Genomic DNA, 14539 nt, shown 5'->3' on the forward strand with positions numbered 1-14539 from the left:
CCGTCCGACTGCGCCGGGCCGGGCCGGGCCGTCCGACTGCGCCGGGCCGGGCCGGGCCGTCCGACTGCGCCGGGCCGGGCCGGGCCGTCCGACTGCGCCGGGCCGAGCCGGGCCGTCCGACTGCCCCGGGGCCGAGCCGGTCTGGCCGACTGCGCTGGATCCGCCCGGTCTGGCCGACTGCGCTGGATCCGCCGGGCTGGCCGACCGCGCTGGATCCGGGTGCCGCCCGGGAGTCCGGGCGGGCTCGCTGTGCCGTACGGTCGGGCGGTGACCAGTCGACCCGCAGCCGGCGGAGGCCGGTGGGTCGAGGTCGACCCGGCCCGCGTGGGCCGCTGGGTCGAGGGCTTCGCCGACCGGCACGGCCCGCCCACCACCAGCGCGCGGGAGTACGGCCTGCTGCTCGCCGCCCCGGACGGGGCGACCGCCGAGTTGTACGCCCCACCGGGTGCGCCGACCGGCGCGGATGTGGCCGGGTTCGTGGCCGCCGCGGTCATGCCCCGCCGGATCGGCCTGCTGCTGGCCCGCAAGGGTGCGGTGGCGATCGGGGTGGCCGACGGCGCCGACCTCGTCGTCTCCAAGGTGGACACCCGGTACGTGCAGGGGCGCACCGCCGCGGGGGGATGGTCGCAGCACCGGTTCGCCCGCCGGCGTGACAACCAGGCGAAGGCTGCGTTGGGTGACGCGGCGGACCTGGCCGTACGGCTGTTGTTGCCGGAGGCGGCGAAGCTCACCGCGCTGGTGTGCGGTGGTGACCGGCGGGCGGTGGACGGGGTGCTGGCCGACCGGCGGTTGGCCCCGCTCGTGCCGTTGCGTGCGGAGCGGTTGCTCGACGTGCCGGAGCCCCGGCACGTGGTGCTGGTCGCGGCGGTGGGCGCGGCCCGGGCGGTACGGATCCTGGTGCGCGACCCCGACTGACCTCGGCGTTCGTGGGCGGGTCGGAGGGGGAGACGACCGCCACGCGAAATGGGGTTCGCGGCGTGCTGCCCGGCTGGTGGCCGGAGGATGGGCGCGTGGAGTTTCTGGTTGACATGGTGACGACGGTGCCGCGGGGAACCGCCGAGGACGGGGTCGCCGACATGCGTGCGCGTGAGGCGGCGCGCTCGGCCGAGCTGACGGCGCAGGGCAGCCTCCTACGGCTGTGGCGGCCGCCGCTGGCGCCGGGGGAGTGGCGTACGTGGGGGCTGTTCCAGGCCGACGACGCCGACGAGTTGGAAGCCGTTCTCGCGTCGATGCCGCTGCGCGCCTGGCGGCGCGAGACCGTGACGCCGTTGACGCCGCACCCGAACGACCCGGGTCAGCCGCCTCGCTGAGCCTGCGGGGAACGTCGGTTCGACAGGCACGCCAGGGGACACGTCCGTCAGCAGGGAGGTCATCATGTCCGAGGCGCAGGTTCTGCGTACCGTCCTCGATCGGTGGAAGTCGGCGGTCGACGCCCACGAGCCCGATCGGGTCGCGGCGTGCTTCACGGACGACGCGATCTTCCAGGGGTTGCAGCCGTACACGGTCGGTCGTGTCGGCGTCGCCGCGTACTACGCCGGGCAGCCGCTTGGCCTGACCGCCGCGTACGACATCCGGGAGATCCGCCGTCTGGCCGAGGACGTGCTGCTCGGTTACCTGGAGGTGGAGTTCGGCTTCACCGACCGTCCGGCCCTGATCGTCAACCTCGGCGTGCTCCTGCGGCGGGTCGACGACGACTGGCTCATCGGCCACTACCAGGTCTCGCGGCTCGCCTGATCCGGCCTCGAACGGCGATCGTGGCAGACCCGCCGAGGGGTCTGCCACGATCTCGCGAACGGGGTCAGAGCTGGTCGGTGCCGAAGGTGTCGCAGGTCTTCGGCTCACCGCGGTCGTAGCCCTGGTTGAACCAACGCTTGCGCTGCTCGGACGTGCCGTGGGTGAACTGGTCGGGGTTGACCTGCCCGCCGGAGCGTTCCTGGATGCTGTCGTCGCCGATCGCCTCGGCGGCGTCGATGGCCTGACTGATGTCCGCCTCGGTGATCGACTTGAACAGCGGCTGCTGGCCGGTCTTGTCCTTGCTCTCGGTGGCGTGCCTGGCCCAGGCGCCCGCGTAGCAGTCGGCCTGCAACTCCAGCCGTACGGAGGCGGAGCGGGGGCCGCTCTGGTCGCCCTGGCCGGCCTTCGCGTTGGTGCCGAGCAGGTTCTGGACGTGGTGGCCGTACTCGTGGGCGAGCACGTACGGCTGGGCGAACTCGCCCTTCGCCCCGAACCGGGACGCCAGCTCGTCGTAGAAGCTCAGGTCGATGTACACCTTCCGGTCGGCGGGGCAGTAGAACGGGCCGACACCCGAGTCGGCCTGCCCGCAGCCGGTGTTCACGGCCGCCTGGAAGAAGTTCGTGGTGGTGACCTCGTAATCGCTTCTGCCCAGCTCGGGGTACGCCTTTTTCCAGTAGTCCTGGATGCTGTTGACGTAGAGCAGGTTGCGGCAGCGCGCGTCGTCGAGACGGTCGGGGTTCGCGGTGGAGCACAACTGCTCCAGGTCGGTGCCTCCGGCCTGTCCGCCCTCGTCGCCGTTGGTCATGGCGTTGAGACCGAAGCCGCCACCGAGCAGGGCGACGAGGACGGCCACCACGATGCCGATGATGCCGCCCTTGCCTCCGCCGCCCGGGATGGGGATGCCGAAGCCGCCGCCCGACCCGCCGCTACCCCGGCCCAGGTCGTTGGCCTGGGAGGTGTCGAGCTCGGCCCGCTCGTTGAGTTCCATCGTGACCCCGATCGCCGTATGCCGGTGAGTGTCTTTTGTGTGTCGTTTCGTCCATCGAGTGCCGGACGGGGTCCGACAGGCGTTCCTCGTACCCGATGATCTTGATCGGTAATCCGGGCGGACCGCCCTGCGGCGCCCGGTACACTTGTCGGGTGCTGCGCTGCGAAGGCTGAACCGCCCCGCGCCGTCGGGCCCCTTGAGCCCGCCGGCCGTTTCGCGTGCCCCGAGTCAGCCTTCCGAACCCCGAGAGCGAGCCCGCAAACATGATCACTGCCACCGGCCTGGAACTGCGTGCCGGTTCCCGGATCCTGCTGTCCGACACCACCCTGCGCGTGCAGCCCGGTGATCGGATCGGCCTGGTCGGTCGCAACGGCGCCGGCAAGACCACCACGCTGAAGGTGCTCGCCGGCGAGGGGCAGCCGTACGGCGGCCAGATCGACACGCGCAGCGCCATCGGCTACCTCCCGCAGGACCCGCGCACGGGTGACCTGGAGGTGACCGGCCGCGACCGGGTGCTCTCGGCGCGCGGCCTGGACGTGTTGATGTCCCAGATGCAGGAGGTCGAGGCCCGCCTCGCCGAGGACGCCAGCGACAAGCTGGTCCGTCGGTACGGCGCGCTGGAGGACCAGTTCGCCGCCCTCGGCGGGTACGCGGCCGAGGCGGAGGCGGCCCGGATCTGCGCCAACCTCGGCCTACCGGACCGGGCGCTCGCGCAGACCATCGGCACGCTCTCCGGTGGTCAGCGTCGGCGCATCGAGCTGGCCCGGATCCTGTTCCGCGACGCGGGCGAGAACGGCGGCGGCATCCTGCTGCTCGACGAGCCCACCAACCACCTGGACGCCGACTCGATCACCTGGTTGCGGGGCTTCCTCGCCAACCACAAGGGCGGCCTGATCGTGATCTCCCACGACGGCGCGCTGTTGGAGTCGGTGGTCAACAAGGTCTGGTTCCTCGACGCCACCCGGTCGGTCATCGACGTGTACAACCTGGGTTGGAAGGCGTACCTGGAGGCGCGCGAGACCGACGAGCGGCGCCGCCGTCGGGAGCGGGCCAACGCGGAGAAGAAGGCCGGCGCGCTGATGGCGCAGGCCGACAAGATGCGGGCCAAGGCCACCAAGACCGTGGCCGCGCAGAACATGGCCCGTCGTGCCGAGAAGCTGATCTCCGGCTTGGAGGAGGTGCGGGTCTCCGACCGGGTGGCCAAGGTGCGCTTCCCCAGCCCCGCGCCGTGCGGCAAGACCCCGCTCACGGCGACCGGCCTCTCCAAGTCGTACGGTTCGCTGGAGATCTTCACCGACGTCAACGTGGCGGTGGACCGCGGCTCCCGGGTGGCCATCCTCGGGCTCAACGGCGCCGGCAAGACGACGCTGCTGCGGATGCTCGGCGGGCTGCTCAGCCCGGACACCGGCGGCGTGCACGCGGGGCACGGCCTGCGGCTGGGCTACTACGCCCAGGAGCACGAGACGCTCGACGTGGAGCGGACGGTGTTGGAGAACATGCGCGCCGCCGCCGTCGAGCAGTCCGACACCGACCTGCGCAAGATCCTTGGCGCGTTCCTCTTCTCCGGTGACGACGTGAACAAGCCGGCCGGCGTGCTCTCCGGTGGCGAGAAGACCCGGCTGGCGCTGTCCACCCTGGTCTGTTCCGGCGCCAACGTGCTGTTGCTCGACGAGCCGACGAACAACCTCGACCCGGTCAGCCGGGAGCAGGTGCTCGACGCCATCGCCAACTACCCGGGCGCGATCGTCCTGGTCACCCACGACCCGGGCGCGGTGCTGGCGCTCAAGCCGGACCGGGCCATCCTGCTGCCCGACGGCGACGAGGACGCCTGGAGCGACGACCTGCTCGAACTGGTCGAGCTGGCCTGAGCGAGGAGGCCCGGCCTGCGCTCAACCGAGCAGGTCGACCAGTCGGCCGAGCACACCGGAGCTGACCAGGATCACCAGCCCGATGGCGATGAAGATCGTCGGCACCAGCCAGGCGCCGGCGCGCTCGACCAGGCGGATCACCCTCCGGTGCCCGCCCAGCCACGCCCCGGCCACGCACCAGAGGGCGATCAGCAGCACGAAGACCAGCAGGAACACCGCGCTGTCGGCCACACCGAAGGCCCGGAAGACGGGTACGTAGACCGCGACGTTGTCGGCGCCGTTCGCGATCGTCACCCCGGCCACGCCGAGCGCTCCGCTGACGACCGCGGGCGTCTCGTCGTCACCCGAACCCCGCAACGCGCGTACGCCGAGCGCGATCGGCAGCAGGCCGAGCAACCCCGTCCACGGGTCGGGCACCACCAGGAGGCCACCCGCGATCACCGCGCTGGCCAGCGCGAGCGCGCCGATGCCGAGGTATTGTCCGGCGACGATTTCCCAGGTGCGGGGTTGGCCGGTGGTGCGGGCCGCGACGAAGAACAGCGTCAGGATGACGATGTCGTCGATGTCGGTGGCGGCGAAGACCACCGCCGCCGCGCCCGCGGTGCTCAACAGGTCGATCACGACCGAAGGCTACGGGTCGTCGACAGCCGCCAGTTCGCGACGGTCGTACGCCCGGACGCCGCGGCGGACCCCATCGCCAGGATCACTCTATCGGGAAGCTGACATTGCATAGCGTGTCGGTTGGCGAAGAGTTGATATCTGGCGCATGATCGTCCGAGGCGGTCTAATAGGTGGGACCGTATCCGAACCGCACAGTCTGGGACGTGAGGACACAGCATGGCAGCCACTGGCACAGCCACCAGCACTGAGAAGGGTCGCCGGATCGTCGGAGCCGAGCGTCAGACGCTCGCCAAGGACCTGGTAAAGCGGTACACCTCGGGGGAGAGCATCCGCGCGTTGGCGGCCTCGACCGGCCGTTCCTACGGGTTCATCCACCGAGTGCTCACCGAGTCCGGGGTGCAGCTGCGTCAGCGCGGTGGTGCCCGGCGCCGCAAGAAGGCGTGACCCGCCCCTCAGCGTCGTCCACCAGCGCCGCGCCCCGGGACGTCCGGTGACCGCCGAGGCGACCGGGGTTCGGCTGACCTGCGACGGGCCGGTCGCCACGGTGACGTTGTGCCGGCCCGACGTGCTCAACGCCCAGACGCCCGCCATGTGGCGAGCGATGAGCGACTTCTCCCGTGACCTGCCCGGCGACGTGCGGGTGGTCGTGGTCCGTGGTGAGGGTCGCGCGTTCTCGGCCGGCCTCGACCTCGCGGTGGCGGGCGCCTCCGGCCCGGGGTCGTTCGCCGAGCTGGCCACCCTGTCCGAGCAGGAGTGCGCCGAGCGCATCGCGGATTTCCAGGCCGGTTTCACCTGGCTGCACCGGCCCGACGTCGTCTCCGTCGCGGCCGTGCAGGGCCACGCGATCGGTGCGGGCTTCCAGCTCGCGCTCGCCTGTGACCTGCGAGTGCTGTCCGCGGACGCGAAGTTGTCGATGGCCGAGGTGACCCTTGGCCTGGTGCCCGACCTGGCCGGCACGAAGCGTCTCGTCGAGTTGGTCGGCTACGCGCGGGCGTTGGAGATCTGTGCGACCGGCCGCCGGTTGGACGCCGCCGAGGCGGACCGGATCGGGCTGGCCACCCTGGTCGTCCCCCCGGCCGAGTTGGACGGCGCGGTACGGGACCTGACCGCCGGCCTGCTCTCCGGGGCCCGCGACGCGGTGGTCGAGATCAAGGCGTTGCTCGCCGGCGCGGCCGGGCGGTCACACGCCGACCAGCAGCGCGCCGAGCGGGAGGCGCAGACCCGTCGGCTGCGTGACCTCGCCGGCACTGGAGAATAGGTAAGGACCGCACGGGAAGAACCGGGTTACGACCGAGGTTGTCACACTCGTCGGGAGAATTGACCTGACGGTGCGGTCTGCCCGGCGACCCGGAGGTGAGCGATGTCCAACCCGATGTCCGGCGGTGGCATGGTCGGGTGGAGCATGCTCCGGTCGATGCGCAACCGCGACGAGGTCTCCGCCCACCGGCTCAAGCGCGGGGTGGCCCGCCGCATCGTCGCGTTCGCCCAGCCCTACCGGCGCGACATCATCGTCTTCCTGGCCACCGTGGTGTTGGCCGCCATCATCGGCGTGGCCACTCCGGTGCTCGCCGGTGACGTGATCAACGCGATCAACCGGGGCGGCACCGAGGCCGGCCGGCTCGTGGTGCGGCTGGCCCTGTTCATCGCCGCGCTGGCGGTCGCCGACGCGCTGCTGTCGCTGGCCCAACGATGGTATTCCGCCCGCATCGGCGAGGGCATCATCTTCAACCTGCGCACCCGGGTCTATGACCACGTGCAGCGGATGCCGTTGCAGTTCTTCACCCGCACCCAGACCGGCGCCCTGGTCAGCAGGCTCAACAACGACGTGCTCGGCGCCCAGCGGGCGTTCACCTCCACCCTGTCCGGTGTGGTCAGCAACGTCATCCAGTTGGTGCTCACCGCGGCGGTGATGTTCACCCTCTCCTGGCAGATCACCGCGCTCTCACTGGTGCTGCTGCCGATCTTCATCATTCCGGCGCGCCGGGTCGGACGACGGCTGGCGGACATCACCCGCGAGGCGTACAACCTCGACGCCAAGATGAGCGCCACCATGACCGAGCGGTTCGGGGTGGCCGGCGCGCTGCTGGTGAAGCTCTTCGGCCAGCCCGAGATCGAGGCCCGCCGGTTCGCCGACCGGGCTGAGCGGGTGCGCGACATCGGCATCCAGTCCGCGATGTACTCGCGGACCTTCTTCGTGGCGATGCTGCTTGTCGCCTCACTGGCGCAGGCGTTGACCTACGGCCTCGGTGGCTGGCTCGCGGTGACCGGCGGCGTCAGCGCCGGCACCGTGGTGACGCTCGCGCTGCTGCTCACCCGCCTGTACGGGCCGCTCACCGCACTCTCCAACGTGCGGGTGGACGTGATGAGCGCGCTGGTCTCCTTCGACCGGGTCTTCGAGGTGCTCGACCTCAAGCCGGGCATCGTGGAGAAGCCCGACGCGGTGCCGGTGCCAGTCGGCGCCGGCCGGGTCGACTTCCGCGACGTGCGTTTCCGGTACCCGAGTGCCGCCGAGATCTCCCTCGCCTCGTTGGAGGAGGTCGCCACGCTCGACCGGACCGTCAACGAACCGGTGCTCAAGGGGGTCTCGTTCAGCGTCGAGCCGGGGCAGATGGTCGCGCTGGTCGGCCCGTCCGGGGCCGGTAAGTCGACACTGTCGATGCTCATCTCCCGGATCTACGACGTCAGCGACGGGCAGGTGCTCGTCGGCGGGTTGGACGTGCGCGACGCGACGCTCGCCTCCCTGCGCGACGAGATCGGTGTGGTCACCCAGGATTCGCACCTGTTCCACGAGACGATCGCCGAGAACCTTCGCTACGCCAAGCCGGGCGCCACCGACGACGAGATCTGGGCCGCACTGGCCGGGGCACAGGTGGCCGACCTGGTCCGGGCCCTGCCCGACGGTCTGGACACCACGGTGGGGGAGCGCGGCTACCGGTTCTCCGGCGGCGAGAAGCAGCGCATCGCGATCGCGCGACTGCTGCTCAAGGCCCCGTCGATCGTGATCCTCGACGAGGCGACCGCACACCTGGATTCGGAGAGCGAGGCGGCGGTGCAGCGCGCGCTGTCGGTGGCGCTGGCCGGGCGCACCGCCCTGGTGATCGCACACCGGCTCTCCACCGTGCGCGACGCCGACCAGATCCTGGTCCTCGACGGCGGCCGGATCGTCGAGCGGGGTCGGCACGAGGAGTTGGTAGCGGTCGGCGGGCTCTACGCCGAGCTGTACCGGACCCAGTTCGCGGTCGCCGACTCGCCCACCCCGTTCGTCGACGCGACAGGCCCCGAGCCGGTGGTCATGCCGCTGGCCACCTACCGCGCCGACGAGGTGCTGCCGCCCGCCGCCGCCAACTGACGGCCGGCGACCGGGCCGTCGACACCGCGCCTGTCTCGGCTCAGTCGGCCACGAAGGTCGCGATGGTGCTGGCCAACGGCGTGCAGGCGAACAGCCCGTACGCGGCCGCGAGGGTGGTGGAGACGACGCACCACCGGTACCGAGCCGCCGGGTGGTGGCGGCGTTGCGCCACCAGCACGGCGACCCCGACCGCCGCGAGCAGGATGCCGGGCACCGGCCCGAGCAGGGTGAGGTAGAAACCCGGCACGCCGAGCAGCCAGCCCGGCACGATGAAGGTCCAGGTCGGCGGGTATGGCCGGGGAGCCCACAGATAGGGGATGACGGCTGCGGCGAGGTAGGCCGCCACGGCGTACAACTGGATGCCGACAAGCGTTCGGATCAGCCCGGTCGACCACTGGTCGGGGGTCTCGAGGGTCGAGCCCTGGGCCGTGCTGGCTGACACATCCGTCATGGTCGCTCCACTGTGGCGGAATCGCTGTCAGCGATGAGGGTAGGTGCGCCCGGGCGGAGCGACAAGCCCGTCGCTGACCGCTCGTCAGTACGCCGCCGCCCGCAGCTCGGCGAACGCCAGGCCAAGGGTGACCGGGGTGAAGTGCGCGTTCAGGCCGCTGGGGTTGGGCAGCACCCACAGCCGGGCGCCGGCCAGCGTCTCCGGCTGCGGCCCGAAGGTGGCCTTCGGCCGCTGAAAACCGATCCGGTACGCGGTCACCCCCACCACTGCCACCCAGCGCGGCCGGTACCGGGCCACCTTGTCGGTCAGGATCGCCGCGCCGTCGAGGAGTTCCTCGGTGCTCAGCTCGTCCGCGCGGGCACTGGCCCGGGCGGCCATGTTGGTGATGCCGAGCCCGAGCGCGGGTAGTTGATCCTGTTCGCTGGGGTGCAGTAGCCGAGGGGTGAACCCGCCCCGGTGCAGCGCGGGCCAGAACCGGTTGCCAGGTCGAGCGAAGTGCCAGCCTGTCGCCGCCGACCACAGGCCCGGGTTGATGCCGACGAAGAGCACCGCGAGCCCCGGCGCGAGTACGTCGGGAATGGTGCGGTCCGCGGCCGCCGCCAGCTCCGCCCGGGTGGGCCGGGTGGTCTCTGTCGTCAGGTCCGCCCGGCTCGGCCGGGTGGACCCAGGCGTCGCCGTCGGGTGATGATCGGCCTGGTCCCCGGGTTCTGGCCGTTCGGTGTGCCGCGCGTTGATCGACTCGGGTTCCTGGAAGTCGGGGTGTCCTGGTCGCCTCGACCGCGCGGTTTCCTGGAAACCGAGTCGATCAACGGCCGGGTAGTCGGACCGAGCCTTCTCGGGTGGCGTCACGGCACGGGCAGCTCGGGCCCCGCCCGCCGTCACAGGCCGCGCAGCGCGCCGCCGTCGACCGGCAGGGTGATCCCGGTGAGGTAGCTCGCGGCGGGGGAGAGCACGAACGCGGCCACCCGGCCGAACTCGGCGGGGTCGCCGAGGCGGCGCAGCGGGATGGTGGCCTCCGCGTCTGCGCGGGCCCGATCCGGGTCGCCGGTCGCGGCGAAGAGCTCCCGGTTGCGGTCGGTCAGGATCCGGCCGGGCAGCAGCCCGACCACCCGGACCCCGCGCGGCCCGTAGTCGTCGGCGATGTCCTTGGCCGCGCCGACCAGGCCGGGCCGTAGGCCGTTGGAGATGCCCAGGCCGGGCACCGGGCCGCGGGCCGAGGTGGAGAGCACCAGCCCGATCGCGCCGCCCTCGGGCAGCACGGCGGCGATCGTGCGGACCGCGCGGATGGTGCCGAGGAAGACGGTCTCGAAGGAGAGCCGCCACTGCTCGTCGGTGATCGCCGCGGCGTTGCCGGCCGGTGGGCCGCCGACCGAGATCAGCGCGCCGTCGAGTCGGCCGAAGTGCTCCTGGGCGGCGGCGACGAGCTGCGCCGGGGTCTGCGGGTCGGTCAGGTCCGCGGTCAGCCCGACGGCGTGCTCCGGGCCACCCAGCTGCTGCGCGGCGGCGGCCACCGCCTCCGGGTCCCGGGCCGAGAGCACCACCCGCGCGCCGTCGGCGACCAGGCTCTGCGCGGTCGCGTAACCCAGGCCGCGGGAGGCGCCGGTGAGGACGTAGACGCGGTCGGTCAGTCCGAGATCCATAACTTCGATCCTGCCGCATCCGATACGCCGTCGCCAGGAGGGGTGGATACCCGTGGGGCGGGGCGCAGCAGGCGTACCCGGCCGGCGATCTGCACCGCGACGGCGCCGCCGGCGCGGCCCACCGCCGGCACTCGGCGCGGACGCGGCGCTCGGAGCCCGTCATAGCGCAGGCGCGCCTCCCGGACGGCCAACTCCTCGGCGGCCGCCGGGGGCAGCGCGTGCTGCTCGTGCAGCGCACGGGCCAGGTCCCAACCGTCGCGCAGTGATCCGGCGGTGGGTCGCCGGGCGGCCCAGTCGGCGAAGGTGCTCGACCACCCGGCGCCGAGGCCGGCGGCGAGCAGTGGCCAGTGCCGGGCCACCTCGCCGGCCCGCTTGCGCAGCAGGGCCGCGCGGGTGGCGGCCAAGGGGCCCGGCGCGAACCCCGCCGGGGGTGACCCTCCGGCGACCAGCGCCGCGACCAGTTCGGCCTGCCGTTGGGCGAGCCCCGCGCGGGGCGTGGGCACGAGGTCGCCGTCGGGTACGCCGGTCATGTCACGGCCGGGAAGCCCGCGGCGGCGGCCAGGACGTCCAGTTCGGCGCGGAGTTCGGCGGCCGGCGGGTAGTGGCCGTCGCGCTCCAGCAGCAGCGCCGGCGGTCGCCGCCGGGCGCAGAGCGCGCCGACCAGCTCCAGCACCGCCGCCGGCACCGGGTCGGTGTGGGTGTCGTGGTAGAAACCGCCGTGCTCGGCGCCGCCGGCCACGTGGGCGTACGCGACCCGCTCCAGCGGCAGGCGGTCCAGCAACGCGAGCGGGTCGGCGCCCCGGTTGCGGGCGTTGGCGTGCACGTTGGCCACGTCCAGCAGCAGCAGTGCGCCGGTCCGGTCGAGGATCTCGGTGAGGAAGTCCGCCTCGTCCAGCTCGTCGTCGGGCCAGTCGACCAATGCGGCGATCGGTTCCAGCGCGATCGGCACCGGAAGCTCGGCCTGTGCCCGCGACACGTTGGCGCAGACCGCGTCGACGGCTTCCCGGCTGCGCGGCAGCGGCAGCAGGTGGCCGGCCTCCAGGCCACCCGCCCGGACGAACGCGATGTGCTCGCTGACCAGCGGGGCGTCCAGGCGTTGCGCGACCGCGGCCAGGTGGGCGACCCGGGCCGGCTCGATCGGCTCGGCGCCGCCGAGGGAGAGCCGCACCCCGTGCGGTACGACTGTCACCGCGCGTTCCCGCAGCTGCGTCAGGCCGGGCGGGAGCGGCCCGGACGCGGGCACCCCCTCGGCCACCACCTCGACGAAGCGCAGGCCGGGCAGCTCGGCGACGAAGCCGGCGATCTCCGGACGCCAGCCGATGCCGACGCCGGACGGGCCGGTCATCCGCCGCACCCGCCGCCCCCGCACCCGCCGCCTCCACCACCGCCGCCGCAGGAGCTGCCGCCGTCTCCACCGGAGCTGTCGCCTCCGCCGCCGGACGATCCGTCGGAGCCGCCCGTCCAACCGCCGCTGCTGGAGATGGCCTGGCGCTGGATTTCGGCCTGCTCGGCGAAGCCCGGGTCGAGTGCCCACAGCGAGGCGGTGCCGTACAGGGCCACGCCCATCGCCGCGCCTGCCGCTCCGTAGGTGGCGTACGCGGGCGCGGAGGCCGGCGCGAGGTGGGTGTGCTCGCGGCGGACGGAGCGCAGGGCGGTGCGACCGGCCCGGGTGCGTACGGGTGCCCGGCCCAGCAGCAGGGCCACGACCAGGAGGCCCGCCAGGGTGAGCAGCAGGTAACCCACCGGGCGGCCGCTGAACAGGCCGGAGAACAGCCGGAGCACGCCGAGACCCAGCACGGCCAGCAGGATCTGGTTCCAGAGGCGCGCGCGGGCGCGCTGCGTGTCGTTCGTCAGCAGCCCGCGCTGCTCCAGGCCGTTGCGGATCTGGTCCAGCGCGGTGCGTACGCGCTCGTCCTGCGGCAGGTCCCGGACCCGCGAGTGCCGGTGGGCGGCCCAGTGGATGGCCTGGTCCAGCGGGGTGAGTCCGGACGGGGCGGCACCGACGGTGGTCAGCCGGCGGTCCGGGCGCACGCCGACCGCGCCGCTGCCGCGCAGCCCGCCCAGGGCGGCGTGTACCGCGAGCTGGGGGCCACCGTTGAGGTACGCGACCTGCTGTGGCCCGAGTGGGTCGAGTGTGGTCTGCACCGGGGCGGCCAGCAGCCGGACCCGGTAGTAGGCCACGATCGCCACCACCACGATCGCCGCCGCGAGGTAGTAGCGGAGGAAGGTCGGGCCGGAGATGCCCCAGGTGTCGCCGGAAGCGGCGTGGATGATCATCGACTGCTCCTGTCACCGGAGGGATCGGCGGCCCCATTGTGGATCAGCCTCGCCACGGGCGACCGACCGGTGTCCGCGCGGTCAGTGGCGGCGGACCGCCTCCTCGACCAGATCGAGCACCGGGCCCAGGTCACCGGCCGGTCGGCCCATGGCCAGGTGCAGCACCAGGCCGTCGTAGGCCAGCTCCAGGAACTGGGCCAGCACGTCGATCGGTACGTCCTCACGCAGCACCCCGGCGTCGCGTTGGCGGGCCAGCCGGTCCCGGGTCGCCTCCGCGATGGCGGCGGACCGCTCGGCCCACCGCTGGGCGAACGCGGGGTCGGTGCGCAGTCGCCGGGAGACCTCCAGTTGGCTGCCCAACCAGCCGGTGGTGTCCGGGGAGACGGCGCGGGCGAGCAGATCGCGCATCACCTGCACCAGACCGTTGCGAGCCACCGTCTCGACCATGGCCGCGGCGTCGTCCTCGGCGACGGCAAGGAAGAGCGAGTCCTTGTCGCGGAAGTGGTGGAAGATCGCGCCACGGGACAGGCCGGTGGCCTCCTCGAGGCGGCGTACGGTCGCCCCCTCGTAGCCGAGCCGGGCGAAACACGCCCGAGCTGCGGCGAGGATCTCCTGCCGGCGCGCGTCGAGCTGGTCCTGGCTTACTCTGGGCACACGTCGATCGTTGCAGGTCACCTCGGGGCATGCAAACCGTACGTACGGCTTGGGATGTCGCCGATTACCATCGCCCGGTGACCCAGCCCCGCACCGTGCCCAGCTCCCCGCTGACCGTGGCCGCCGTCCAGGCCACCCCCACACCGGGCGACGTCGTCGGCAACGCGGTCGTCGCCGCCGACCTGGTGCGCCAAGCCGGCGAGCGGGGCGCCCGGGTGGCCGTCCTGCCGGAGCTGTTCCTCTGCGCGTACCACCCGCCGGCCCTCGCCGCCGACCCGGCCGGCACGGACGTCGCGGCCGATCCGGCCGGGATGGTCGCGGATCCCCGGCTCGACCCGCTGCGCGTCGCGGCGCGCGAGGCCCGCGTCACCGCGCTTGTCGGCGCGGCCGTCCGGCACCCGGACGGTCGGCGGACCATCGCGGCGCTCGTGGTCGACCGGGCCGGCGAGGTGCGGGTCGGGTACGACAAGCAGCAGTTGTGGGGCGACGAACGGGAGCTGTTCACAGCCGGCGATCGGGGTGCCACGCTGCTCGTCGACGACTGGCGGCTCGGGCTGGGCATCTGCTACGACGGCTGTTTCCCCGAGCACGGCCGGGCCGCCGCCCTCGACGGCGCACACGCCTACCTGTGCCCCAGCGGATACCTGGTCGGCTCCGCGCACCGCCGGGATCTCTACTACGCCGCCCGTGCCCTGGACAACACGATGTTCGTGGTCTTCGCCAACGCGGTCGGCGGCGTCGACCCGTGGCGGTTCAACGGCGGCGCGGCCATCTACGACCCGGAGGGGCGGGTGCTGGCCCGCGGGGCCGACGACGGCGCGGCGGTGCTCGTGGCGACGCTGGATCCCGCCGTGCTCGCGGCCACCCGGGCGGCCCACTCGATGCTCGTCGATCGTGTGTCGGAGCAGGGCGGCCCGCGCGCGTCGATGCCTGGCTGAGCCCCTGGAAAGGTCGATA

Annotated in this window: 17 protein-coding genes; 8 read left to right on the plus strand and 9 right to left on the minus strand. The window is 72.8% G+C overall.

Annotation, left to right across the window (positions count from 1 at the left end; all coding sequences use genetic code 11):
• Nucleotides 1-267: 267 nt before the first annotated feature.
• From ACLQ3B_RS03310 to ACLQ3B_RS03320, 3 genes are all read left to right on the plus strand, one after another.
• Nucleotides 268-915, plus strand: a complete 648-nt coding sequence (locus ACLQ3B_RS03310) for an acVLRF1 family peptidyl-tRNA hydrolase (protein ID WP_425777201.1) — start codon at nt 268-270, stop codon at nt 913-915.
• Between the two features lie 95 nt (nt 916-1010).
• Nucleotides 1011-1310 carry a muconolactone Delta-isomerase family protein gene (locus ACLQ3B_RS03315; protein WP_425777203.1) on the plus strand — a complete coding sequence of 100 codons (300 nt, stop codon included), beginning with the start codon at nt 1011-1013 and terminating at the stop codon, nt 1308-1310.
• A 64-nt stretch (nt 1311-1374) separates the two neighbouring features.
• Nucleotides 1375-1734, plus strand: a complete 360-nt coding sequence (locus ACLQ3B_RS03320; protein ID WP_425777205.1) for a YybH family protein — start codon at nt 1375-1377, stop codon at nt 1732-1734.
• 64 nt (nt 1735-1798) lie between these two features.
• Here ACLQ3B_RS03320 and ypfJ read toward each other — a convergent pair whose 3' ends face one another.
• A complete protein-coding gene (gene ypfJ, locus ACLQ3B_RS03325; protein WP_425777207.1) occupies nt 1799-2722 on the minus strand; it encodes a KPN_02809 family neutral zinc metallopeptidase in 924 nt (307 codons plus the stop codon).
• 263 nt (nt 2723-2985) lie between these two features.
• Between ypfJ and ACLQ3B_RS03330 the strand changes: the two genes are divergently transcribed.
• A complete protein-coding gene (locus ACLQ3B_RS03330; protein WP_425777209.1) occupies nt 2986-4590 on the plus strand; it encodes an ABC-F family ATP-binding cassette domain-containing protein in 1605 nt (534 codons plus the stop codon).
• Nucleotides 4591-4611: 21 nt separating this feature from the next.
• Here the strand turns inward: ACLQ3B_RS03330 and ACLQ3B_RS03335 are convergent, their stop codons facing one another.
• Nucleotides 4612-5211, minus strand: a complete 600-nt coding sequence (locus tag ACLQ3B_RS03335) for a cadmium resistance transporter (RefSeq protein WP_425777211.1) — start codon at nt 5209-5211, stop codon at nt 4612-4614.
• A 216-nt stretch (nt 5212-5427) separates the two neighbouring features.
• Here ACLQ3B_RS03335 and ACLQ3B_RS03340 point away from each other — a divergent pair, with 216 nt between their 5' ends.
• The 3 genes from ACLQ3B_RS03340 to ACLQ3B_RS03350 all read left to right on the plus strand — a co-directional run bounded on the left by ACLQ3B_RS03340 (nt 5428) and on the right by ACLQ3B_RS03350 (nt 8560).
• The gene (locus ACLQ3B_RS03340) at nt 5428-5655 is read left to right on the plus strand and encodes a helix-turn-helix domain-containing protein (RefSeq protein ID WP_007462679.1); all 228 of its coding nucleotides are present in this window, start codon (nt 5428-5430) and stop codon (nt 5653-5655) included.
• 46 nt (nt 5656-5701) lie between these two features.
• On the plus strand, nt 5702-6469 hold the full coding sequence (locus tag ACLQ3B_RS03345; RefSeq protein ID WP_425777213.1) for an enoyl-CoA hydratase/isomerase family protein: 768 nt from the start codon (nt 5702-5704) through the stop codon (nt 6467-6469).
• A gap of 114 nt (nt 6470-6583) precedes the next feature.
• Entirely contained in the window at nt 6584-8560 is a 1977-nt protein-coding gene (locus tag ACLQ3B_RS03350; protein WP_425778019.1) for an ABC transporter ATP-binding protein, read from the plus strand.
• A 40-nt stretch (nt 8561-8600) separates the two neighbouring features.
• On the opposite strand, the gene ACLQ3B_RS03355 is transcribed toward ACLQ3B_RS03350, so the two are convergent.
• The 7 genes from ACLQ3B_RS03355 to ACLQ3B_RS03385 form a co-directional block, all read right to left on the minus strand.
• Nucleotides 8601-9011, minus strand: a complete 411-nt coding sequence (locus ACLQ3B_RS03355; RefSeq protein WP_425777215.1) for a hypothetical protein — start codon at nt 9009-9011, stop codon at nt 8601-8603.
• An 84-nt stretch (nt 9012-9095) separates the two neighbouring features.
• Nucleotides 9096-9746, minus strand: a complete 651-nt coding sequence (mug, locus tag ACLQ3B_RS03360; RefSeq protein WP_425778021.1) for a G/U mismatch-specific DNA glycosylase — start codon at nt 9744-9746, stop codon at nt 9096-9098.
• Between the two features lie 143 nt (nt 9747-9889).
• Nucleotides 9890-10651: an SDR family oxidoreductase gene (locus ACLQ3B_RS03365; RefSeq protein WP_425777216.1), complete on the minus strand. Its 762-nt coding sequence runs from the start codon at nt 10649-10651 to the stop codon at nt 9890-9892.
• The gene (locus ACLQ3B_RS03370; RefSeq protein WP_425777218.1) at nt 10636-11181 is read right to left on the minus strand and encodes a hypothetical protein; all 546 of its coding nucleotides are present in this window, start codon (nt 11179-11181) and stop codon (nt 10636-10638) included. The genes ACLQ3B_RS03365 and ACLQ3B_RS03370 overlap by 16 nt, the downstream gene beginning before the upstream one ends.
• A complete protein-coding gene (locus ACLQ3B_RS03375; protein ID WP_425777220.1) occupies nt 11178-11996 on the minus strand; it encodes a DUF692 domain-containing protein in 819 nt (272 codons plus the stop codon). Before ACLQ3B_RS03375 ends, ACLQ3B_RS03370 begins: the two co-directional genes overlap by 4 nt.
• Nucleotides 11993-12928 (minus strand): TIGR04222 domain-containing membrane protein, encoded by a 936-nt coding sequence (locus tag ACLQ3B_RS03380; RefSeq protein ID WP_425777222.1) that lies wholly within the window; start codon nt 12926-12928, stop codon nt 11993-11995. Before ACLQ3B_RS03380 ends, ACLQ3B_RS03375 begins: the two co-directional genes overlap by 4 nt.
• Before the next feature lie 81 nt (nt 12929-13009).
• Complete coding sequence (locus tag ACLQ3B_RS03385) at nt 13010-13582, minus strand: TetR/AcrR family transcriptional regulator (RefSeq protein WP_030491546.1); 573 nt, start codon at nt 13580-13582, stop codon at nt 13010-13012.
• 77 nt (nt 13583-13659) lie between these two features.
• Here ACLQ3B_RS03385 and ACLQ3B_RS03390 point away from each other — a divergent pair, with 77 nt between their 5' ends.
• Nucleotides 13660-14520 carry a carbon-nitrogen hydrolase family protein gene (locus tag ACLQ3B_RS03390; RefSeq protein WP_425777224.1) on the plus strand — a complete coding sequence of 287 codons (861 nt, stop codon included), beginning with the start codon at nt 13660-13662 and terminating at the stop codon, nt 14518-14520.
• The last annotated feature ends 19 nt before the right edge of the window (nt 14521-14539 follow it).

Source organism: Micromonospora sp. DT53, assembly GCF_049841535.1.
In the GTDB taxonomy this organism is placed as follows: Bacteria; Actinomycetota; Actinomycetes; order Mycobacteriales; family Micromonosporaceae; genus Micromonospora.